Consider the following 21,760-nt stretch of genomic DNA (forward strand, 5'->3'; position numbering starts at 1 on the left):
GAGAAAGGGCAGGTAAAATGGCAGATTTTTTTCCTGATTTGTTGGAACGTTTTTTGGGAAAGGCTTTTTTGAAAGGCGTGTGTAGAAAATATCATTACGGAGAAAGGCAAGAAGTAGAACTTCGGGCAGTGGCAGAGGAGATGCTTCCATTGATGCAAAGAGAGGCATTTTGGGAAAGCAGGGAATCTGGTTCATTTAATAGAAAGCAGAAAGAAACAGCAGGAGCAGAGTATGAAGATGTTATTATGTCATTAGGCAGTAGTCTGGACAGTCTGCAGGAGAGCTACCATGAGAAGGAACAATTATCTGAAAGCTATATGCTGGAAGCATTGGCCAGTGAATTGTTACTTATGGGCTACGGGGCATATAACCGTTATGTGAGAGGAAAAAGGAACTGGCATGTTGCACGGTACCATTTTCCCGGAAGTGAGGAGAACTTTCCACTTAAGATGGTGCCGGAACTGTTAAAAGGTTTTCAATATCAGATTACCTGCAATACTGCTTTCTGCATTATTCCGAAAAAGAGTGTGGTATTTGTGGCGGAACTGACACGAGATGAGCAGATTCAATGTGAGAGTATATGTGCAGGCTGCCGTAATGTGCAGTGTCCGAACCGGGTAGAAAGAGATTTTCCCAAAGGAGGTATGCTGGCAAGGGTGGCAGATATGTCGTTGAATTATGGATATAGCAGAATTTTTGGAAAATTGTAAAAAAGGAAGCAGTATTGACATAAGAAAAAAATATGATATACTTTGAACAATTGAATAGATAACATACAGGTGTCAAAACAATGTATTCTGCATTGGTTTTGGTGAAAAGGGAAACAGGTGCGAATCCTGTACGAACTCGTCACCGTAATTAGGGAGTAGAAGCCGATATATCACTGGGAAATAAGCAAATTCATTCCTGGGAAGATGGCCGATGTGATGATCTATAAGCCGGGAGACCTGCCTGTATGTTGTACGGAAACTTTGTTTCAGGCCACGAGTAATTGGTTGTACGTTGAACTTGCAAAAAGCATAACAGGTTTTTGCTTACCTAGGTATGTCTTGCAGGCTTATTTTGTGTACAAATCCTTTACCGTAGTTGAATTGAAACTATGGTAAAGGATTTTTTTATATAATTTTATACCCTTATAGCAATGCAGGGAGAAAAGAGGAGACAAAAAGATGAAAAAGAAAGTAGTTACAGCATTTTTAATCGGAGCTACAGCTTATTCACTGGCATTGACAGGCTGCTCGAAAGGAGCTTCGGAGACTGGCGGAAATACCGTACAGACGGAAGGAAGTAGTGAGACTGCTACAGAGGCGCAGACGGAAAATGAGAATGATGAGAGTCAAACAGAGAATCAGGCTGATACAGATGATGCGGAGGGCGGAGCGGATTCTGATCAGGCAGCTGCCGATGAGGTTGCCGCGTTGATTGATGCAATTTACGTGCAGACGAGGACGGAGAATACTGATGAGCAGTGTGCACAGGCGAAAGCAGCATGGGACGCACTTACAGATGCCCAGAAGGAGCTTGTAGAAGGTGAAGAGGCAGATCCTGATTATTTTGGAAGGGATACTGGTGACGCTTCTAAGGATGATCCAAGGAATCAGGATGATATTGGAGAAAATGAGATTCTGGTAGTTAGCTTTGGCACTTCTTTTAATGACAGCCGTGTGGACGATATTAAGGGAATTGAAGATGCCATACAGGCGGCAAATCCGGACTGGTCGGTGAGAAGGGCATTTACAGCACAGATTATTATTAACCATGTACAGGCGCGAGATGGAGAGTTTATTGACAATGTGGATCAGGCATTGGAGCGCGCAGTGACAAACGGAGTGAAGAATTTAGTGGTACAGCCTACCCATCTTATGCATGGCGCGGAATATGATGAACTGATGGAGACTCTGGAGAATTATCAGGATCAGTTTGAAACAGTGAAAGTTGCAGAGCCGCTTCTTGGAGAGGTTGGTGCAGATGCATCTGTTGTTAATGAGGATAAGGCTGTGGTAGCGGAGGCGATCCTTGCGGCAGCTGTGGCGGACGCAGGTTATGGGAGTCTGGCAGAAGCACAGGAAGATGGAGCAGCGTTCGTATTTCTGGGACATGGCACTTCCCATGCAGCAAAGGTGAGCTACAGCCAGATGCAGACACAATTGACGGATATCGGTTGTGTCAATGCATTTATCGGAACAGTAGAAGGAGAACCGGAGGAAACATCCTGTGAGGCAGTAATAGAGGCTGTGACACAGGCAGGCTATAAGAAAGTAATCTTACGTCCCCTTATGGTGGTAGCAGGTGATCATGCCAATAATGATATGGCAGGCGAGGAGGAAGATTCATGGCTTAGTATGTTTAATGCCTCCGGCAGTTTTGACAGCGTGGAGGTTCAGGTTATTGGTCTTGGTTCGATTGAGGATATTCAGAAACTTTATGTAGAGCATACAGCAAAAGTAATGAGTGAGTAACAGACAGGAGCAGAAAACTATGAGGAAGAAAAATGTGGCAGCTGCCGTGATAGTTCTTTTGGCTGTGTTGCTGGGAGGCTGTGGCAATAAAGGTGATGTGCAGGAGACTGATCCTGTTATTGACGCAGCAGCTCTTACAGAAGAGGAACAGGGAGAAGTGGCTGAATCTGTGTCAGAGACGACATCTGAAGCATCAAAAGAAGAAAATCTTGAGAGCAGTGAAAGTTCTGAATCTGAACAGTCGGTGACAGAGCTTGCTGACGGAATATATACCGCAGATTTTACAACAGACAGCAGTATGTTCCGGGTAAATGAAACCTGTGAGGGGAAAGGGACACTGACTGTAGAAAATGGTAAGATGACGATCCATATTTCCCTGGGGTCAAAAAAGATTATAAATCTTTATCCCGGACTGGCGGAAGATGCGGAAAAAGAAGGGGCAAAGCTGCTTATGCCCACAGAGGATACGGTTACATACAGTGATGGGCTGACGGAAGAAGTCTATGGTTTTGATGTGCCGGTTCCTTATCTTGGGGAAGAATTTGACCTGGCTCTGATTGGGACAAAGGGAAAATGGTATGACCATAAAGTCAGCGTTTCTAACCCAGTTTTGTCAGAAGAAAATGCACAGACCGGGAGTGCGGATACCAAAGGTACAACTGCTTTGGAGGATGGCACATACAGCATAGAAATTACGTTTGAAGGAGGGAGCGGGAAAGCTGAAATCCTGTCTCCTGTAGAAATGACAGTAACTGACGGACAGGCAATAGCAACGCTAAAGTGGAGCAGCCCCAATTATGATTATATGATCGTGGACGGGGAAAAGTATCTTCCGGTAAATACGGAGGGGGATTCAGTTTTTGAAGTTCCTGTTCTTATGTTTGATGAACCGGTGGTTGTGATTGGGGACACTGTGGCAATGAGCAAACCTCATGAAGTGGAATATACGCTTACATTCCATTCAGACACAATAAAAGAGTGAATAAGAGATATAGATTTTCTAAGGCGTCAAAAAACATCGCCTAAGAAAATCTAAGTTATCTCTGGAGATGAAGATGAGAGGAAGAAAAAAGACGGTCATTTTTCTTTTGATAGGATTGCTGTGGCTTTATGGCTGCAGCAGTCCTTCTTCCGATTCTGCCTCCCTGTATGAGGGCAGGGAGGAAATAGAAGCGGATTCGGGATTGGAGGCAAAGCTGGTTTATGAAAGAAGCATGGAAATCCGGTATGCCGAAAATTTTAAAGTGGATTATTATGAAGGGGGATATACCCTTCTGACAACAACAATAGACGGGGCGCGTTATCTGATTGTACCTGAAGATAAAGAAGTGCCGCAGAATTTAGAGAAAGAAATTCCCGGTGGAGATATTCCAGATAGCAAAGTAGTAGTGCTGAAATGTCCGGTAAAGGATATTTATTTGGTTGCATCTTCCGCCATGGATGCGTTTAGTGAACTGGATGGGCTGGGAGCAATTGCATTTTCAGGACAAAAGGAAGATGGATGGTACATTGAAGCAGCAAAGGAAGCTATGGCAAATGGAGATATCCTTTATGCGGGCAAATATAATAAGCCGGACTACGAACTGATAGTTTCAAAAAATTGTACACTGGCCATAGAAAACATGATGATTTCCCATTCCCCTGAAGTGATAGAAAAACTGGATGATTTTGGAATTCCTGTTATGATAGAGTATTCAAGCTATGAGTCTCATCCGCTTGGCAGGGTAGAATGGGTTAAATTTTACGGAGCACTGCTCGGAAAGGAAGAGGAAGCGGAAGAGATTTTTGAGGAACAAGTGGCGATTCTTGAGAGAGTGGGCGCGGATGAAAAAAAAGATAAGACAGTAGCTTTCTTTTTTATTACCTCTAATGGTCTGGTGCAGGTAAGGCAGTCATCGGATTATGTTCCTAAGATGATAGAGCTTGCAGGTGGAAACTATATTTTTGAAGACTTGGGCGATTCGGAAACAAGGCGTTCTACCATGAATATGCAGATAGAGGAGTTTTACTCCGGGGCGAAAGATGCAGATTTTTTAATTTATAACAGTTCCATAGACGGCGGTATTTCCAGCGTGGAAGAACTCCTTGATAAATGTGAGGTATTGGCGGATTTTAAGGCGGTTAAGGAAGGAAATGTCTGGTGTACGACAAATGATATGTACCAGCAGTCTCTTTCCATTGGTTATCTGATAGAAGATATTCATGGGATGCTCCGGGGAGAGAAAGAAGATATGCATTATCTTTTTCATATAGATTGATAAAGGGAAAGGTATCGTGAATTAAATGCAGGAAAACAAAAAGAACAGATACATGACAGTGTTTCTTTTGCTTGGAATATGTACTGCTGTCTTTGTTATTTTGAATATCTGTATTGGGAGTGTCCGGATTACGCTGCCTGATATGATAAAAATATTTGCCGGAAGTGGGGATGATGAAACCCTTAAAAAGATTTTGGTGGACATCAGGTTTCCAAGGGCAGTGGCGGTTTTGATCCTGGGGGGAGCATTGTCACTTGCGGGATATCTTTTGCAGACATTTTTCAACAATCCTATTGCTGGTCCGTTTGTCCTGGGGATTTCTTCTGGTGCAAAAATGGTAGTGGCGCTTATCATGGTTTTTCTTCTGGGAAGATCGGTCAGGGTGACATCAGGAACTATGATTTTTGGGGCATTTATCGGCGCTATGCTTTCCATGGGATTTGTACTTTTGCTCTCAAACAGGGTCAGCAGTATGTCAATGCTGGTGGTAAGCGGCGTTATGATTGGCTATATCTGTTCTGCAATAACGGAATTGGTTGTCACTTTTGCAGATGATGCAGATATTGTAAATCTGCATAACTGGTCAAGGGGAAGTTTTTCCGGAATGACATGGGAGAATGTGGAAGTTATGGCAGTGGTGGTTTTCATGACATTCCTTGCAGTTTTTCTTATGTCAAAACCCCTTGATGCTTACAGGCTGGGAGACGCTTATGCCCGGAACGCAGGTGTAAACATACGTCTGCTTCGGGTATGTATCGTGATTTTCTCCAGTATTTTATCTGCGTGTATTGTAGCATTTGCAGGTCCGATTTCCTTTGTAGGAATTGCAGCGCCGCATCTGATCAAAAGGCTTCTTCATACAGCAGACCCCATCTGGATGATACCGTCCTGTTTTCTGGGAGGGAGTGTTTTCTGCCTGCTTTGCGATCTGCTGGCGAGAACGATGTTGGCACCTACGGAACTTAGTATCAGTACGGTAACAGCTATCTTTGGAGCTCCTGTGGTGCTTTGGGTGGTAGCAAAGAGATGAAGATATTCTAAGACGTCAAAATACGCCGTCTAAGAATATCTAAGTCATCTCTCAAAGAATCGCTGGGACGATTCTTCTGGTATGGTGTAAATAGGGATGGTGATATGAAAAATTATTATTTTTCCACAAAAAAAATGTGTGTAGGGTATGATGGGAAACCGTTGATAAAAGACATTGAAATTAATCTTCCCAGAGGGGAAATCTTGACGCTGATCGGTCCGAATGGCGCAGGAAAATCCACAGTTTTAAAAAGCATTGCCGGACAACTGCGGTTGCTGGGTGGAAAGGTATATTTGGAACAAAATAATCTGGCAGAAATGAAAGCGGGAGAACTGGCAAAAAAAATGTCAGTGGTATTTACCGAGAAGCTAAGGGCAGAAATGAAAAGCTGCCGGGACGTGGTGGCAACGGGAAGATACCCATATACAGGCTGGTTTGGCGTACTGTCAAAGGAGGATGAGCGTATTGTTGATGAAGTCATGGAACTTACGCATATTACAGATATTTGTGGACAGGAATTTGAAAGGATCAGCGACGGGCAAAGGCAAAGGGTAATGCTGGCAAGGGCAATCTGTCAGGAGCCGGAAATTGTGATCTTAGATGAGCCGACCTCTTATTTGGATATCAGATATAAGTTGGAATTTTTATCCATACTACAGGAAATGAGGGAAAAAAAGGGACTTACGGTTATTATGTCTTTGCATGAGTTAGAGCTTGCAAAGATTATTTCTGATAAGATACTTTGCCTCAGGGGAGAGTATGCGGAAAGGTTCGGTACACCGGAGGAAATTTTTAAAGCCGACTTTATGGAGCAGCTTTTTGGTATGAATGAAAGCAGTTTTCCGGGAAATCCAAAACTCCTTGCCTATATCAGGCAGATGATGGAATGGAGGTAAATATGGCAAAGGTAATCATGGCTCAGGGAACAATGTCCGGTGCAGGAAAAAGTCTTCTGGTGGCGGGGCTTTGCAGAATTATAAAGCGGGACGGATACAGGGTAGCTCCTTTTAAATCCCAAAATATGGCACTCAATTCTTTTGTGACAGCAGAAGGGCTTGAAATGGGGAGAGCGCAGGTCATGCAGGCAGAAGCTGCAGGGATTAGCCCACTGGTTTGTATGAATCCGATTTTGTTAAAACCTACAAACCATACAGGTTCCCAGGTGATCGTAAACGGAAAAGTCCTTGGAAATATGAGTGCAAGGGAGTATTTTTCTTATAAGCGAAAACTGATTCCGGATATTATAAAAGCATTCCGGAAGCTTAATGAGATAGCAGATATTATTGTCATCGAGGGAGCGGGAAGCCCGGCGGAGATCAATCTGCGGGAGAATGATATTGTCAATATGGGGCTGGCAGAGATTGTTGATGCACCGGTACTTCTGGTGGGAGACATTGACAGAGGCGGTGTATTTGCACAGCTTCTTGGAACATTGCTCTTGCTTACAAAAGAAGAAAAAGAAAGGGTAAAAGGGCTTATCATCAATAAATTCAGGGGAGATGCGTCGCTCCTTGATTCCGGGATTGAAATATTGGAAGAGAAGGGAGGTATTCCGGTAACCGGAATTGTTCCTTATATGGAAATAGATCTGGAAGATGAGGATTCCCTGACAGAACGATTTGATAGAAAGGAAAAGGGAAAGGTTGACCTGGCGGTCATCCGGTATCCCAGAATCTCTAATTTTACGGATTTCAATGTATTTGAACAGATACCGGAGGTGTCTGTCCGCTATGTCACATCTGTGGGGGCATTAGGAAATCCGGATCTGGTCTTTTTGCCCGGCAGTAAAAATACCATGGGTGATTTGGAATGGATGTATCAAAACGGGCTGGCAGATGCGGTAAGATGGCTGGCGGAAAAAATACCGGTCTGCGGTATCTGTGGGGGATATCAGATGCTGGGAGAAGAAATTTCCGATCCGGAACGGATGGAGATGGGAGGAACCATGCGAGGGATGGGCTTGTTGCCTGTCACTACCCGGCTGCATCGTGAAAAGGTGCGCCGTCAGGTACATGGAACCATAAACCGGATGGATGGAATCTTTTCCGTACTCACAGGGCTTGATTTTGAAGGGTATGAGATCCATATGGGAAGCAGCGGAGAAAGGGAAGCGGTATTTGTGACCGGTGAAAATAAAAATGTGTACGGAACTTATGTTCATGGGATATTTGACAGAGGCGTGATTGCATCTGCCCTTGTAAATACACTGGCTGAGAAAAAGGGTATTACCCTCACCGGTACAGAGAATGGAAACTGTATGGATTACAGGGATTATAAAGAAAAGCAATATGATAAGCTGGCGGATATCTTATCGAAATATCTGAATATGGAGGAAATCTATGGAATGCTCAGAGAAGCGCATATCGGGTAACTATACGGAAGAAGATTTGGATAAGCTGTTGATAGAGCAGCCGGATAAAGAAATCTATCAAAAAGTATTGGAGAATTGGGACCAGATAGCGAAGCCGCTTGACGGAATGGGCAGATTCGAAACTCTTATAGCACAGATTGGCGCTATTTTGGGTACGGAGGAAATAGATATCTCAAAAAAAGCGGTCATTATCATGTGTGCGGATAATGGTATTGTGGAGGAAGGTGTCAGCCAGTCCGGCCAGGAGGTTACGGCAGCTGTTGCAAAGCAGATGGCAAAGGGCGCTTCCTCAGTGGGGAAAATGGCAGCAGTTATTGGGGCGGATACGGTTCCGATTGATATTGGAATAAATACAAAGGAACAGATTGCAGGAGTATCAGATCGGAAGATTCGCTGCGGCACCCGGAATTTCAGGGCTGAACCTGCTATGACAGGCGGGGAAGCCATTGGTGCAATTTTTACTGGTATAGAAATAGTAGAAGATTGTAAGCAGAAAGGCTATCACATTCTTGCCACAGGTGAGATGGGAATTGGAAATACTACCACAAGCAGCGCCATGGCAGCGTCGCTCTTAGGATGCAAAGCAGATGAAGTGACAGGAAGAGGCGCAGGGCTTTGTGATGAGAAGTTGCGCCATAAAAGGCAGATTATTACTGAAGCAATCGAAAAGTATAAACTATATGAGGCAAAGCCCTTAAAGATACTGGAAACGGTGGGAGGGTTGGATATTGCAGGGCTTGCGGGTGTCTGTATTGGCGGTGGAATCTTCCATGTACCGGTGGTTCTGGACGGGTTAATCAGTATGACAGCGGCATTACTTGCCGAAAGGCTTGTGCCAGGAACTGTACAGTATTTGATTCCTTCCCATAAAGGGAAAGAGCCGGCAGTGGAAAGGCTGATGAGGGAACTGCGCCTGGAGCCTGTGATAGATGCAGGTATGGCTTTGGGAGAAGGAACGGGCGCGGTTATGATGTTCCCGCTTCTGGACATGGCGCTTCGTGTTTATCGGGGAAGAACGCTGTTTTCGGATATTCAGGTAAAACCATATGAAAGGTATTGATAGCTATGATGATTCTGGTCATTGGAGGGAGCGGAAGCGGAAAATCTTCTTATGCGGAGGAAGTTGTCTGCTCTGTTTCTGAGGAAGACATGAAAAAATATTATCTGGCGACCATGCAGGTTTTTGACGAGGAAGGCCAAAAGAAAATTGAGAGGCATAGGAAACTCAGAAGTGGAAAAGGTTTTCTTACCATTGAGCAGCCCAGGTCAATAGGAAGATCTCTTGAAAAGATGGATGGAGGGAAGAAAACGGTTTTATTGGAGTGTATTTCAAACCTGACTGCCAATGAGATGTTTGCAGGAGAGAGGCCCCGGTTGGAAATGCAGGTGGTAGAAAACGTTGTCAGTGGCCTTAGAAAGCTAAAGGAAAATACAACAAATTTGGTGGTGGTCAGCAACAACGTATTTGAGGACGGAATCGTCTATGACCAGACGACCATGGACTATATTCATGCAATGGGAGAAATCAATCAAAGGCTGGCAGCTATGGCAGATCGGGTAGTGGAAGTAGTGGCCGGGATTCCGGTAGTCATATAGTGAACGCCAAAAACAAAAATTTTTGTCGTTCACTATAAAACAGTAAGGAGAGAGAAATGCAAGTAATCAAATCCTTTTTCATAGCAGTTTCCATGTATTCTAAAATTCCGGTTCCTCAGTTTGAATGGAAGGAAGAGGATATGAAGTACATTTTCTGTTTCTTCCCATGGGTTGGGGCACTGATTGGTGGATGTATTTATTTCTGGAATGAACTGTGTAACTACTGTCATATTGGTATTTTGTGCCGAACTGCGGTAGATGCGGCAATCCCGCTTTTCATTACAGGAGGGATTCATGTGGATGGCTTTATGGATACGATGGATGCCCTGCATTCCTACAGCCCGAAGGAAAGAAAACTGGAAATTTTGAAGGATTCCCATATTGGAGCCTTTGCGGTTATTATGCTGGCGGTCTATGGGTTAGTTTATCTGGGGGCGTTTTCAGAAGTAGAAAGTAATGTGATGTTAAAAATCGTATGCAGCAGCTTTTTCCTCTCTCGGTGTCTATGCGGCATCAGCGCAGTTTCCTTTCCGCTGGCCAAAAAAGACGGAACGCTTTACCTCTTTGCAGACAGTTCCCAGAAGAGGATTGTGAAAGGTTCACTGTATTTACAGAGCGCAGCATGCATCGGATTCATGCTTTTCTGGTCGCCTTCGGCAGGTTTGATCGTTGCGGCAGCGGCTATGATAGCGCTTATCTATTATTTTTGCCGGAGCAAAAAAGAGTTTGGCGGAATCACAGGTGATACAGCCGGGTATTTTGTTTTGATCTGTGAGGTCTGCATGATTGTGATAGCAGCAATGCTTTCATTATGGAGGTTAAGATGAAACTGGTAATAGGCGGTTATGCACAGGGGAAGCTTTCGTATGTACTGGAAAAATACGGGTTACAGAAAGACGAGGTGTGGGATGGGATTTTGCCGGATCATACAGTATCAGAACAGAAAACGGTGGTAATTGATCATCTCCATCATTGGGTTAAGAACCGTATTTTGGATGGAGGATACCCGGAAAAGGAAATAGAGACATTTTTAAATGAATTTGAGGATTGTATCCTGATCAGCGATGAGATTGGAAACGGTATCATTCCGTTAGAGGCCTTTGAAAGGGAATACAGGGAACGTATGGGGAGGATTCTCATTTTGCTTGCGAAGAGGGCAGAGGAGGTAGAGCGGGTAATATGCGGGATTGGTCAGAAAATCAAATAACGCTTGCTGTAATACGGCATGGGGAAACACAGGCTAATAAAGAGCACCGGTATTTGGGAAAAACAGACGAACCCTTAAGTAAAAACGGAATGGAAGCGCTGCTGTCGTATCAAAAGCAGAATATCTATCCGGATGTGGATTATCTGTTTACCAGCCCCATGAAAAGATGTATCGAAACTGCTGAAATTCTATATCCAAAGTTAACTCCAGCAATCATTCCGGAATGGGAGGAAATGGATTTCGGGCAATTTGAATACAGGAATTATGAGGAACTGAAAGACAACGCACGGTATCAGGCATGGATAGACAGCGGCGGCATACTGGCTTTCCCGGAGGGAGAAAGCAGGGGAAATTTTATTATACGGTGCAAAAAAGGACTGCTTAGAATGTGTGGTGAATTGCGTAAGATGACAGAACTGGAAACCTCCGTTCCCTTGAGGGTGGGGATGGTGGTTCATGGCGGTACGGTCATGGCATTGCTTAGCACGTATAGTAAAAAGTCATACTTTGATTATCAGGTATCTAACGGAAGAGGATATTTATGCAGAATGGAAAACAGGTACAGTGAAAGGATATCAGAAAAAAATAATTTGCGGATAGAGGTAATAAGAGAAATATGAAATACCATATGATTGCTTTTTTCATGGGTTTTCTGCTGGATCAGCTTTTGGGGGACCCCTACTTTCTCCCACATCCAATCAGGCTGATTGGAAAGCTGATTTCCGGGACAGAGAAGAGGCTTCGGAGGAAAATAGCAATAAATGAAACAGATAAGAGCAGAAGTGAACTCAGGCAGGGAGCAGCCATGGTACTGATTGTACTTGCCAGTGTGGTTATGGCCTCAGGTTTTCTTTTATTTGCTGCATACCGTATTCATCCTTATGTGGGAATGGCAATAGAGAGCCTTATGACTTACCAGATCCTTGCGATGAAATGCCTGAGGGTAGAGAGCATGAAGGTTTATCATTGTCTAAGAAAAGGCAGTTTAGAAAAGGCAAGAACTGCGGTTTCCATGATCGTGGGCAGAGATACGGAACATCTGGACGAAGAAGACGTCGCGAAAGCGGCGATAGAAACGGTGGCGGAGAATACCTCTGATGGAGTGATTGCACCGATGCTGTATCTGGCAATCGGAGGTCCGATACTTGGATTCTTATATAAAGCAATAAACACAATGGATTCGATGATTGGATATAAAAATGAAAAGTACCTGTATTTCGGAAGAGCAGCGGCAAAGCTTGACGATTTTGTGAATTATCTTCCGGCAAGGATCAGCGCCCTTCTGATGATAGCAGCCTCCTATTTGTCAGGAAGTGATTTTTCAGGGAAAGGCGCATGGAAAATTTACAGGAGGGACCGCAGAAAACATGCAAGTCCAAACTCGGCGCAGACAGAATCCGTGTGCGCCGGTGCGCTTTCTATCAGGCTTGCGGGAGATGCCAGCTATTTTGGTAAAACCGTTAAAAAACCATATATCGGGGATGCATTACGCAAGGTGGAATATGAAGATATTAAGCGGGCGAACCATTTAATGTATGTCACTGCATGGTTGTGTGAAGTGCTGTGTCTGTCAGTCATGTTGTTGTTATTCATCTGAGTGGAACTGAAAAGCAAAAAAAAAGTATCAGCCCGGACGATGCCCAGAGCATTTACAGACGCATGTTTTTGGCGGCTGGAAATGTCTCTGCCATAAATGGTATCGGAGGGCAGATGCGGAACTGGAATGGAGGAAGCGTAAATGGGAATTCATGGCGGAGATATTTACCGGAATGAAGTAAAGCTGGATTTTTCGGTTAATGTAAATCCTTTAGGTACGCCGGAAAGTGTGGTGGCGGCACTGCATGGGGCAGTGGAAAGGTGCGGCAATTATCCGGATATGAAAGCTGAAAAACTGAAAAGAGCGGTCAGCAGTCAGCTTAACGTACCGGAAGAATACCTGCTGTTTGGAAATGGAGCCTCAGAACTGTTTATGGCGGTAGTACATGGAATAAAGCCTGAGAAAACTGTGATACCGGTTCCGTCCTTTTATGGATATGAATATGCGGCAAAAGCGGCGGGGGGAGAGATTATTTATTATGAGATGAAGCGGGAAAACAGCTTTTGTCCGGGAGAGGATATTGATGCTGTCCTGGCGGAAGACGTGCAGCTTCTTTTTCTTGCCAATCCCAACAATCCTGTGGGAAATCTTTTGGGAAGGGAAGCGCTTCTGGCTCTTTTACAGCATTGCCAGGAAAAAGGGATCTATGTGGTGCTGGACGAAAGTTTTATTGAATTTTGCGGCGTCCGGTTTTCCATGCTTGAAGAAATAGAAACTTTGGACCGCCTGATACTGATCAGGACATTCACAAAGATTTTTTCAATTCCCGGAGTCCGGCTGGGATATCTGATATGCAGCAATCCGGAAACACGTATGAAAATAGCTGCGCAGCTTCCGGAATGGAACCTGTCAGGCTTTGCACAGGAAGCCGGATGTGTCTGTGCAGGGCAGAGGGAGTTTATCATGGAAACGGAAAACTACATAAATACAGAGAGGCAGCTTTTGGAGAAAGAGCTGAAGAAAAAAGGATTTCAGGTGTTTCCGTCATGTGCAAATTTTATCATGTTTTATAGTGATGAAGCTTTGTATGAAAAACTGCTGGAAAAAGGAATCTTGATCAGGGATTGCAGAAATTTCAGAGGATTGGGTAAGGGATTTTACCGGATAGCCGTTAAGACAAGAAAAGAAAATGAAATTTTGCTGGAGGCAATCGGGGATATACGTGGGTGATATTGATGGAAAATACAGAACAACATAAAATTGAATATTTGCTGCCGGAAGAGATTGAAAAGCGGAGTTTTGAAATTATCAGTGAGGAACTTGTGCAAAGGGGCATTCAGATTCCGGCTGAGGAGGAATTCATTACAAAGCGGGTCATACATACCAGTGCGGATTTTGATTATGTCCAAACACTCTGTTTCTCGAATGGAGCGGTAACAATCATGAAAGACCTGATCAGAAAAGGCGCTGATATTGTAACGGATACCAATATGGCGCTTTCCGGGATCAATAAACGGGCGCTTTCGAAATTTGGCGGCATGGCACACTGTTTTATGGCGGATGAAGAGGTTGCATTGCTGGCGAAGCAAAGGAATATGACGCGGGCGGCTGTCAGTATGGAAAAAGCGTCAGCCATTGAAAAGCCGGTTATTTTTGCAATCGGTAATGCGCCCACGGCGCTTATCAAACTGTATGAATTATTCAGGGAAACGGGTTATAAGCCTGCTTTTGTCATTGGTGCCCCGGTGGGATTTGTCAACGTGGAGGCGGCGAAAGAACTGATACTGGGAACGGATATTCCATACATTATAAACCGGGGAAGAAAAGGCGGGAGCAACATTGCTGCCGCAATCTGTAATGCGGTTATTTACCAACTTTAAGAAAGGAAACCAGGAATGCGATACGGTTTTACCACCGGAAGCTGTGCGGCAGCAGCAGCAAAAGCCGCAGCCTACATGCTTTTGACGGGACAAAGAAAGACGGAAATTGCGATAGAAACACCGAAAGGGATTCCATACAATGCAAAGATCATGGATATCCGATGTGGAGAAAACGCGGTAAGCTGCGGTGTGGAAAAGGACGGAGGAGATGATCCGGACGTTACAACAGGCGCGTGGATCTATGCAAAAGTTTCCCGTCTTGAAAAGGTATCTTGTGAGGAAGAAAACCGGGAGCAGGAAATTGTCATTGATGGCGGAGCTGGTGTTGGCAGGGTGACAAGGCCGGGACTGGATCAGCCTGTGGGCAATGCAGCAATCAACCATGTTCCAAGGGAAATGATAAAAAGGGAAGTGCTGGAGGTTTGCAGGTGTGTGGACTATCAGGGAAGCCTGCAGGTTGAAATCTCTGTGCCGCAGGGAGAAGAACTGTGCCAGCGCACCTTTAATCCAAGACTTGGAATTGTGGGTGGAATTTCTATATTGGGAACAAGCGGCATTGTGGAGCCTATGAGCAGTCAGGCGCTTTTGGACACGATTAAGCTTGAACTGCGCCAGAGGAGAGAATTAGGGTTTGATTATGTTGCAATATCACCGGGAAACTACGGTCTGGATTTTATGAGGGAGACTTATGGGTATGATTTGGACAGGAGTGTGAAGTGCAGCAATTTCATAGGGGAAACCATTGATATGGCAGTGGAGCTTGGATTTTGCAAAATACTCCTGACCGGCCATATCGGAAAACTGATCAAGGTTGCCGGTGGGATTATGAATACGCATTCTAAAGAAGCGGATTGCAGAATGGAACTTCTGGCAGCGTTTTCCATAAAGGAGCAGATGGATTCCTCAAAAGTCAGAGAGATACTGGATTGTGTGACAACAGAAGAAGCAATCCCAATGATAGAGGAAAGCGGGAAATTGCATCAGATCATGGACAGAATTGCCGAGCGTATCTGTTATTACATGGAAACGCGTTCAGGAGGAAAGCTGAAAACAGATTGTATTTTATATGCTAATGGGTTTGGAGAGCTGGCAAAAAGCAAGGGGGCAGAAGAATGGTTTACTTTGTTGGGGCAGGAACAGGGGCGGTAGATTTGATTACGGTCAGAGGTATGCGTTTATTGGAACAGGCGGATGTGATTATTTATGCCGGTTCTCTGGTAAATCCGGAATTGCTTGTGTATGCAAAGAATGATTGCGAGATGTATAACAGCGCAAAACTGACACTGGAGGAAGTAGTCCGAATCATGGATGAAGCGGAGAAGGAAGGGAAGCTGACCATTCGCCTTCACACAGGGGATCCCAGTATTTATGGGGCAGTCAGGGAGCAGATGGATGAACTGGACAGACTGGGCATTTCTTATGAGAGCTGTCCGGGGGTAAGCGCCTGCTTTGGGGCGGCGTCATCCTTAAATCTGGAATATACCCTGCCGGGAATTTCACAGTCTCTGATCATCACAAGAATGGAAGGCAGGACGGGAGTGCCGGAGAAAGAAAGTATTGAAAGCATGGCAGCGCATCAGGCATCTATGGCAATCTATCTAAGCGCGGGAATGATTCAGGAATTGTGCAGGCGGCTTGTTTTGGGAGGATATAAAAAGACCACGCCGGCAGCCCTTGTCTATAAGGCAACGTGGGACGAGGAAGAGGCATATATCGGTACAATTGATACCCTGTATGATATATCTGTGGAGCATGGCATTACAAAAACAGCGTTAATTTTGGTGGGAGATGCGATTGCCCACCAGCATTATCAAAAATCAAGACTGTATGCTGCTGACTTTTCAACAGGATTCCGCGAAAAAAACAGTGATGTTCCTGAAAAGCCGCTTTGAAAGGATAAGTCATGAGATTAAGTATTATCAGTTTTACGGAAAATGGAAAAAGGCTTTCGGAACGTATTGCGGATCTGTTGAAAGAAGATAAAACAGAAGCACATTTATTTACGAGATGTGAGGCATGTAGAAAGAATAGTGCTGTTTCTCCAGTTTTGTTTGTGGAAAAATCGGTAGGAGACTGGGCAAAAGAACAAATGCAGGAGAAAAATGCACTGCTGTTTATCGGCGCCTGTGGAATTGCGGTCAGGGCAATCGCCCCTTCCCTTACGGATAAGCTGCATGATGTTCCTGTGTTGGTAATGGACGAGAGGGGCAGATATGTGATTCCGCTCATCTCCGGTCATGTGGGCGGCGCAAATGAACTGGCATATGATCTTGCCGGAAAAACAGGAGCGGAGCCGGTAATCACTACAGCAACAGATATCAATAAAAAGTTTGCGGTGGATTTGTTTGCCAAAAGAAACAATTTCTTTATTGAGAATAAGGAAGGAATTGTTAAAGTATCGTCAAAAGTGCTGGCGGGGGAAGCAATAAATATCTCCATAGAGCCGGGACACGGAGATGGGAAAAGCTGTCTTCACCCAGACGTCCGCCTCGCAGTTTATCCGCCGGAAGGATTTGTTGATGTTTTGATTACTTCAAAAGAAGGTAAATTTGATGCAGCTCTTGTGCTCAGGCCCAGGGAGTATGTGATAGGGCTGGGCTGTAAAAAGGGAAAGGGTATAGAGGAAATTAATGCTTTTGTTACAAAGAAAATGGAAGAATTGGGTATCACTGCCGCCCGGGTTTATGCAGTTGCTTCCATTTCATTAAAAAGCGGGGAACAGGGAATCGTTTGCTGGTGCGATAAGGAGGGGCTTCCCTTTCTGACTTATACCGCAGAAGAATTGCAGGAGGTAAAAGGAAACTTTACAGGTTCTTCTTTTGTCAGGGAAAAGACAGGGATCGATAATGTGTGTGAAAGAGCGGCGTTGAAAGCCTGTGGGGGCAAAGGGAAACTCATCACTCCAAAGTACGCGGAAAATGGAATGACCATTGCGGTGGCAAAAAGAGAGTGGGAGGTGCGTTTCGATGAAGAATGAAATCTATATTGTAGGAATGGGGCCGGGTAGGGAAGAAATGATGACAGGGGAGGCAGTCTATGCGCTTGAACAGGCAGATGTCATTGTCGGCTATACTACCTATCTGAAGCTGCTTGGACAGCGTTTTCAGGGGAAAGAACTGTTATCTACCCCTATGCGTCAGGAAAAGGAGCGGTGCAGGCTGTGTTTTGAGGAAGCGGAAAAAGGGAAAAAAGCAGCGCTTGTCTGCAGCGGAGACGCAGGGATTTATGGACTGGCATCGTTGATGTACGAGATTGGAAGAGAATATCCGGAAACAGAACTTTTCGTTATTGCAGGAATTACGGCGGCAAGCAGCGGTGCAGCAGTCCTGGGAGCGCCTCTTAATCATGATTTTTGTGTGGTCAGCTTAAGCGATTTGCTGACACCATGGGAGAAGATTGAAAAAAGGCTTGAAGCAGCCGCAGCAGGTGATTTTGTCATTGTGCTTTATAACCCCTCCAGCCATAAAAGAAAAGATTATCTGATGCGGGCCTGTGATATCCTGCTTCGCCGCATAGAGGAGGAACGTATCTGCGGTTATGTTGAGAATATTGGAAGAGAAGGGACGAGGGCAAATATCTGTACCTTAAAGCAGTTAAAAGAGAGGGAAGTAAATATGTTTACCACGGTATTTATTGGAAGTTCCGGCTCGGAGAACATAAATGGGAAATTTGTCACAAGGAGAGGCTATAAGATTGAAAAAAATACTGATATTTGCGGGAACAACTGAAGGGAGAAGATTATCAGAATGCCTTGTGGAGGCAGGGATAAGCCATACGCTCTGTGTGGCAACAGAATATGGGGAGCATGTATTGAACCCAAATCCCCTTGTAACAGTGCAGCAAGGGAGAATGGCACAGGAAGAAATCAGGGAATTTCTTTTCAAAGAGAACTATGAGGCGGTAATAGATGCAACACACCCTTATGCTGAGATTGTTACCCGGAATATCAAAGAGGCTGTAAAAGAGCTTAAGGATATGGGAAAAACAATATCTTATCTGCGGCTGAAAAGAGAGGAAGAGAAAATGCCGGAGGGCGGCGACCTGACCTTTTTTGAGACAAGCAGGGACTGCGCAATGGCGCTGAAAGATACGGAGGGAAATATTCTTCTTACTACAGGAAGCAAGGAACTGTCAGATTTTTGTGTGTTTGAGGAAATAAAAAACAGGCTTTACGTCAGGGTGCTTCCCAGCATGGAGAGCCTTTCTGCGTGCATGGAGCAGGGAATATGCGGAAAACAGATTATTGCTATGCAAGGACCATTTTCAGCATTGATGAATGAGGCAATGATCCATCAATACCATATTTCTTATCTGGTCACAAAAGAAAGCGGAGTGTCCGGCGGATACGGGGAAAAGCTGGAAGCAGCCAGGAGAGCAGGAATACAGGTATTTGTGATAGGACGTCCAGAAGGAGAAGAAGGGTATTCTTTCTTTGAGGTTGGAAGAGAACTGGAAAAAATCTGCGGACAAAGGATTCCTTTCAGGGGGCAGATGCGGATTATTCTTGCCGGTATAGGCATGGGCAGTGAAAGCGGAGTGACAGGAGAAGTCCGTGAGGCAATAAAGGAAGCTGATATTCTGTTAGGTGCGGAAAGAATGCTGTCACGTTATCAGCCAAAGATTGAAAAACATCCTTTTTATCAGGCTGAGCAGATTATTCCATATCTGGAAGGACTACAGAGGGAAACAGTTCTCTCAGAAAATAGAAATATTGTGATTCTTATGTCCGGCGACAGTGGTTTTTATAGTGGGTGCAGGCGGCTGTATGAGGCACTGGACAGGGAAATCAGGGACGGAAGGCTTAGGGCTTTTCTGCATATTATGCCGGGGGTTTCTTCGGTATCTTATCTGGCTGCTTGTATTGGGGAAAGCTATCATGATGCGTCCGTTTACAGTATGCACGGAAAGGAGCTGTGTAATCTGGAACGGAAGATCAAAAACAGCCCGAAAACTTTTCTGCTGACTTCCGGAGTGAAAGATGTGAACCGGCTGGGGAAACTGCTTATGGAAGCAGAACTGACAGAATGTGAGGTCATAACCGGATATCAGTTGTCTTATGAAGCGCAGCGGATTGAAAGGCACACACCGTCTGAATGCAGCAAGCTGAGGGAAGAGGGGCTGTATACGTGTTTTGTGAAAAATCCCTGTGCAGAAAAAAGGAGGCTTACGCATGGGATTATGGATGAAGCGTTTATCAGAGATAATGTCCCTATGACGAAAGAGGAGGTAAGGGAAGTTGCCATCTGTAAACTGCGGCTTTTGGAAAATGCAGTGGTTTATGATATTGGTAGCGGCACCGGTTCGGTTGCGGTGGAGATCGCGGGGCTTTCTGATGAGATACAGGTATATGCCCTGGAGAAAAAGCGGGAAGCGGTTTCCCTGATCGAAAAAAACAAAGTGAAACATGGGCTGCAGAACATAACAGTAATCGAAGGGACAGCACCGGAAGGTCTTGTGGGACTTCCGGCAGCGACACATGCGTTTATAGGAGGAAGCGGAGGAAGAATGAAAGAAATACTGCAATCATTATATCGGCTTAATCCGTGGATGCGTATTGTGATAAGCGCAGTCAGCCTGGAAACAATCTGTGAAATATGGGAAGTGCTGTCAAGCTTTCCGGTAAAGGGAGAAGAAATTGTGCAGTTACAGGTAAGCCGGGCAAGAGAGGTAGGAAATTATCATTTAATGCAGGCGGAAAATCCTATCTGGCTCTGTTCCTTTGGCTTTGGCGGAGGTGCATCATGCAATTAAGGAGAGCCATGATTGCCGCACCAAAGAGTGGAAGCGGAAAAACGATGATTACCTGTGCCCTGTTACAGGCCTTAAAGAACAGGGGAGAAAAAGTGCTTTCTTATAAATGCGGCCCGGATTATATTGATCCTATGTTCCATGAAAAAGCGTTGGGTGTACCAGCAGGAAATCTGGATACATTTTTTACAGGGGAAGAAGAAACCAAAGGGATTTTGGCAGGCAGCGCAAAAGAAGAAAATATTGCAGTCTTGGAAGGAGTTATGGGACTGTTTGATGGATTGGGTGGAAGCCGGGAAGAGGGTTCCTCCTATCATCTGGCAAAAGTGACGAAAACACCCATTGTACTTGTGACAGATGTGAAAGGAATGGGAGTCCGGTCTATGATTCCTCTGCTTGCCGGATTTTTACTTTATGATAAGGAGCGGCTGATCAAAGGGGTACTATTGAACAGGATATCAGAAAGGTATTATAAGACGGTAAAACCGCTGATAGAAGAGGAATTACAGATTCCTGTTTTAGGCTTTATTCCGGAAGCAAAGGATTTATGTATTGAGAGCCGACATTTGGGACTGGTCATGCCGCAGGAACTTAACGGGATAAAGGAAAAACTGCAAAAGATGGCTGAAAGACTGGAAAATACAGTCTCTGTTTCCACAATCATGGAAATAGCGGAAAGCGCGGAAGAATTAGACATTGACAAAGAGCATACGGAAGATATTTATCTTCCGGAAGAAATAGCCCTTCCAAAAGATAAGCCTGTAATTGCAGTAGCAAAAGATGAGGCATTTTGTTTTTATTACAGAGAAAATCTCTTGCTGCTTGAGAAAAGCGGAGCAGAAATAAAATATTTTTCTCCCATTTGGGATCAGGAATTGCCGCAAGAATGCCATGGTATTTTACTTGGAGGCGGTTATCCGGAACTGTATGCAGAAAAACTGAGTTTAAATCATAGTATGCACAAGGCAATTCGGCAGGCAGTGGAAAAGGGAATGCCCATAGTGGCAGAGTGTGGTGGTTTTATGTATCTGCATTCTTCCCTGACAGGTAAAGATGGAATAAGTTATGCCATGGCAGGGGTAATACCGGGAAAGTGTGTTTACACGGACAGACTGGTACGCTTTGGCTATATTGAAATACAGGAAGAGGTAAGCTTTTTTCTGTCAAAGGGGAAAAGAATCAAAGGCCACGAGTTTCACTATTTTGACAGTACGGATAATGGAAATGGGGCAGTGGCTGTAAAACCGGTAACGGGCAAGAGTTATTCCTGTATTATGGCAGGAGAAAATTACTGGATAGGTTTTCCGCATTTGTATTATCCATCCAATCCGGAATTTGCCTGGTCATTTGTTGAAAAAGCATCATGGTATAAAAGAACAATGGAAGCAGGATATAAATGATTTGCTTTTTGTAAATATCAGTACTATGTAGTATCTATTGCATAGACATATCAGAGTAGATTAATCATTAGAAAATGTGATTACTGACCTGGGCGTTTAAAGATTCACTTTGATGCAATGAATGAAGTCGCATACAGACAGCACAGATTGGAAGATAAATAAGTCATAGTTTGATGAGGAGGCGTTTATTGGAAGACACCAATAGACGCCTTTGTTGTATATAGAAGTAAAAATCGTTCGACATAATTAGGGAAACGTCTGCGGAAATAAGCAA

At 44.5% G+C, this 21,760-nt stretch carries 21 protein-coding genes and 1 riboswitch; all 21 genes read left to right on the forward strand.

The features are described 5' to 3' along the window. Positions 1 to 17: 17 nt before the first annotated feature. The 21 genes from D5281_RS12190 (at position 18) to D5281_RS12290 (ending at position 21,486) form a co-directional block, all read left to right on the forward strand. The gene (locus tag D5281_RS12190; protein ID WP_129178911.1) at positions 18 to 710 is read left to right on the forward strand and encodes a hypothetical protein; all 693 of its coding nucleotides are present in this window, start codon (positions 18 to 20) and stop codon (positions 708 to 710) included. Positions 711 to 760: 50 nt separating this feature from the next. Beyond that, a riboswitch (cobalamin riboswitch) is annotated at positions 761 to 969 on the forward strand. A gap of 200 nt (positions 970 to 1,169) precedes the next feature. Then, the gene (locus D5281_RS12195) at positions 1,170 to 2,459 is read left to right on the forward strand and encodes a sirohydrochlorin cobaltochelatase (RefSeq protein ID WP_277935336.1); all 1,290 of its coding nucleotides are present in this window, start codon (positions 1,170 to 1,172) and stop codon (positions 2,457 to 2,459) included. Between the two features lie 19 nt (positions 2,460 to 2,478). Beyond that, positions 2,479 to 3,441, forward strand: a complete 963-nt coding sequence (locus D5281_RS12200; protein WP_160560448.1) for an iron transporter — start codon at positions 2,479 to 2,481, stop codon at positions 3,439 to 3,441. A gap of 73 nt (positions 3,442 to 3,514) precedes the next feature. After that, positions 3,515 to 4,717: an ABC transporter substrate-binding protein gene (locus D5281_RS12205; protein WP_129178913.1), complete on the forward strand. Its 1,203-nt coding sequence runs from the start codon at positions 3,515 to 3,517 to the stop codon at positions 4,715 to 4,717. Positions 4,718 to 4,742: 25 nt separating this feature from the next. Beyond that, entirely contained in the window at positions 4,743 to 5,747 is a 1,005-nt protein-coding gene (locus D5281_RS12210; RefSeq protein WP_129178914.1) for a FecCD family ABC transporter permease, read from the forward strand. Between the two features lie 104 nt (positions 5,748 to 5,851). Next, complete coding sequence (locus D5281_RS12215; RefSeq protein ID WP_129178915.1) at positions 5,852 to 6,643, forward strand: ABC transporter ATP-binding protein; 792 nt, start codon at positions 5,852 to 5,854, stop codon at positions 6,641 to 6,643. Positions 6,644 to 6,645: 2 nt separating this feature from the next. Further along, positions 6,646 to 8,118: a cobyric acid synthase gene (locus tag D5281_RS12220; RefSeq protein WP_129178916.1), complete on the forward strand. Its 1,473-nt coding sequence runs from the start codon at positions 6,646 to 6,648 to the stop codon at positions 8,116 to 8,118. Continuing rightward, the gene (cobT, locus tag D5281_RS12225; protein ID WP_129178917.1) at positions 8,087 to 9,178 is read left to right on the forward strand and encodes a nicotinate-nucleotide--dimethylbenzimidazole phosphoribosyltransferase; all 1,092 of its coding nucleotides are present in this window, start codon (positions 8,087 to 8,089) and stop codon (positions 9,176 to 9,178) included. Before D5281_RS12220 ends, cobT begins: the two co-directional genes overlap by 32 nt. 5 nt (positions 9,179 to 9,183) lie before the next feature. After that, positions 9,184 to 9,714, forward strand: coding sequence for a bifunctional adenosylcobinamide kinase/adenosylcobinamide-phosphate guanylyltransferase (locus D5281_RS12230; RefSeq protein WP_160560449.1), 531 nt, complete (start codon positions 9,184 to 9,186; stop codon positions 9,712 to 9,714). A 56-nt stretch (positions 9,715 to 9,770) separates the two neighbouring features. Beyond that, positions 9,771 to 10,541 carry an adenosylcobinamide-GDP ribazoletransferase gene (locus D5281_RS12235; protein WP_129178919.1) on the forward strand — a complete coding sequence of 257 codons (771 nt, stop codon included), beginning with the start codon at positions 9,771 to 9,773 and terminating at the stop codon, positions 10,539 to 10,541. Then, positions 10,538 to 10,921, forward strand: a complete 384-nt coding sequence (locus tag D5281_RS12240; RefSeq protein WP_129178920.1) for a bifunctional adenosylcobinamide kinase/adenosylcobinamide-phosphate guanylyltransferase — start codon at positions 10,538 to 10,540, stop codon at positions 10,919 to 10,921. The genes D5281_RS12235 and D5281_RS12240 overlap by 4 nt, the downstream gene beginning before the upstream one ends. Next, entirely contained in the window at positions 10,894 to 11,541 is a 648-nt protein-coding gene (locus D5281_RS12245; RefSeq protein ID WP_160560450.1) for a histidine phosphatase family protein, read from the forward strand. The genes D5281_RS12240 and D5281_RS12245 overlap by 28 nt, the downstream gene beginning before the upstream one ends. After that, complete coding sequence (cbiB, locus tag D5281_RS12250) at positions 11,538 to 12,518, forward strand: adenosylcobinamide-phosphate synthase CbiB (RefSeq protein WP_160560451.1); 981 nt, start codon at positions 11,538 to 11,540, stop codon at positions 12,516 to 12,518. Before D5281_RS12245 ends, cbiB begins: the two co-directional genes overlap by 4 nt. 141 nt (positions 12,519 to 12,659) lie before the next feature. After that, on the forward strand, positions 12,660 to 13,688 hold the full coding sequence (locus tag D5281_RS12255; protein WP_160560452.1) for a pyridoxal phosphate-dependent aminotransferase: 1,029 nt from the start codon (positions 12,660 to 12,662) through the stop codon (positions 13,686 to 13,688). 5 nt (positions 13,689 to 13,693) lie between these two features. Then, positions 13,694 to 14,338, forward strand: coding sequence for a precorrin-8X methylmutase (locus tag D5281_RS12260; RefSeq protein WP_129178924.1), 645 nt, complete (start codon positions 13,694 to 13,696; stop codon positions 14,336 to 14,338). Between the two features lie 15 nt (positions 14,339 to 14,353). After that, positions 14,354 to 15,487 carry a cobalt-precorrin-5B (C(1))-methyltransferase CbiD gene (gene cbiD, locus D5281_RS12265; RefSeq protein ID WP_129178925.1) on the forward strand — a complete coding sequence of 378 codons (1,134 nt, stop codon included), beginning with the start codon at positions 14,354 to 14,356 and terminating at the stop codon, positions 15,485 to 15,487. Further along, on the forward strand, positions 15,451 to 16,230 hold the full coding sequence (cobM, locus tag D5281_RS12270) for a precorrin-4 C(11)-methyltransferase (protein WP_129178926.1): 780 nt from the start codon (positions 15,451 to 15,453) through the stop codon (positions 16,228 to 16,230). The genes cbiD and cobM overlap by 37 nt, the downstream gene beginning before the upstream one ends. A gap of 11 nt (positions 16,231 to 16,241) precedes the next feature. Then, positions 16,242 to 17,315 (forward strand): cobalt-precorrin 5A hydrolase, encoded by a 1,074-nt coding sequence (locus D5281_RS12275; RefSeq protein WP_129178927.1) that lies wholly within the window; start codon positions 16,242 to 16,244, stop codon positions 17,313 to 17,315. Then, on the forward strand, positions 17,305 to 18,066 hold the full coding sequence (gene cobJ, locus D5281_RS12280; RefSeq protein WP_129178928.1) for a precorrin-3B C(17)-methyltransferase: 762 nt from the start codon (positions 17,305 to 17,307) through the stop codon (positions 18,064 to 18,066). Before D5281_RS12275 ends, cobJ begins: the two co-directional genes overlap by 11 nt. Then, positions 18,032 to 20,089 (forward strand): precorrin-6A reductase, encoded by a 2,058-nt coding sequence (cobK, locus tag D5281_RS12285; RefSeq protein WP_129178929.1) that lies wholly within the window; start codon positions 18,032 to 18,034, stop codon positions 20,087 to 20,089. The genes cobJ and cobK overlap by 35 nt, the downstream gene beginning before the upstream one ends. Further along, on the forward strand, positions 20,080 to 21,486 hold the full coding sequence (locus D5281_RS12290) for a cobyrinate a,c-diamide synthase (RefSeq protein WP_129178930.1): 1,407 nt from the start codon (positions 20,080 to 20,082) through the stop codon (positions 21,484 to 21,486). The genes cobK and D5281_RS12290 overlap by 10 nt, the downstream gene beginning before the upstream one ends. The last annotated feature ends 274 nt before the right edge of the window (positions 21,487 to 21,760 follow it).

This window comes from Parablautia muri, from assembly GCF_009917485.1.
Classification (GTDB): domain Bacteria; phylum Bacillota; class Clostridia; order Lachnospirales; family Lachnospiraceae; genus Suilimivivens; species Suilimivivens muri.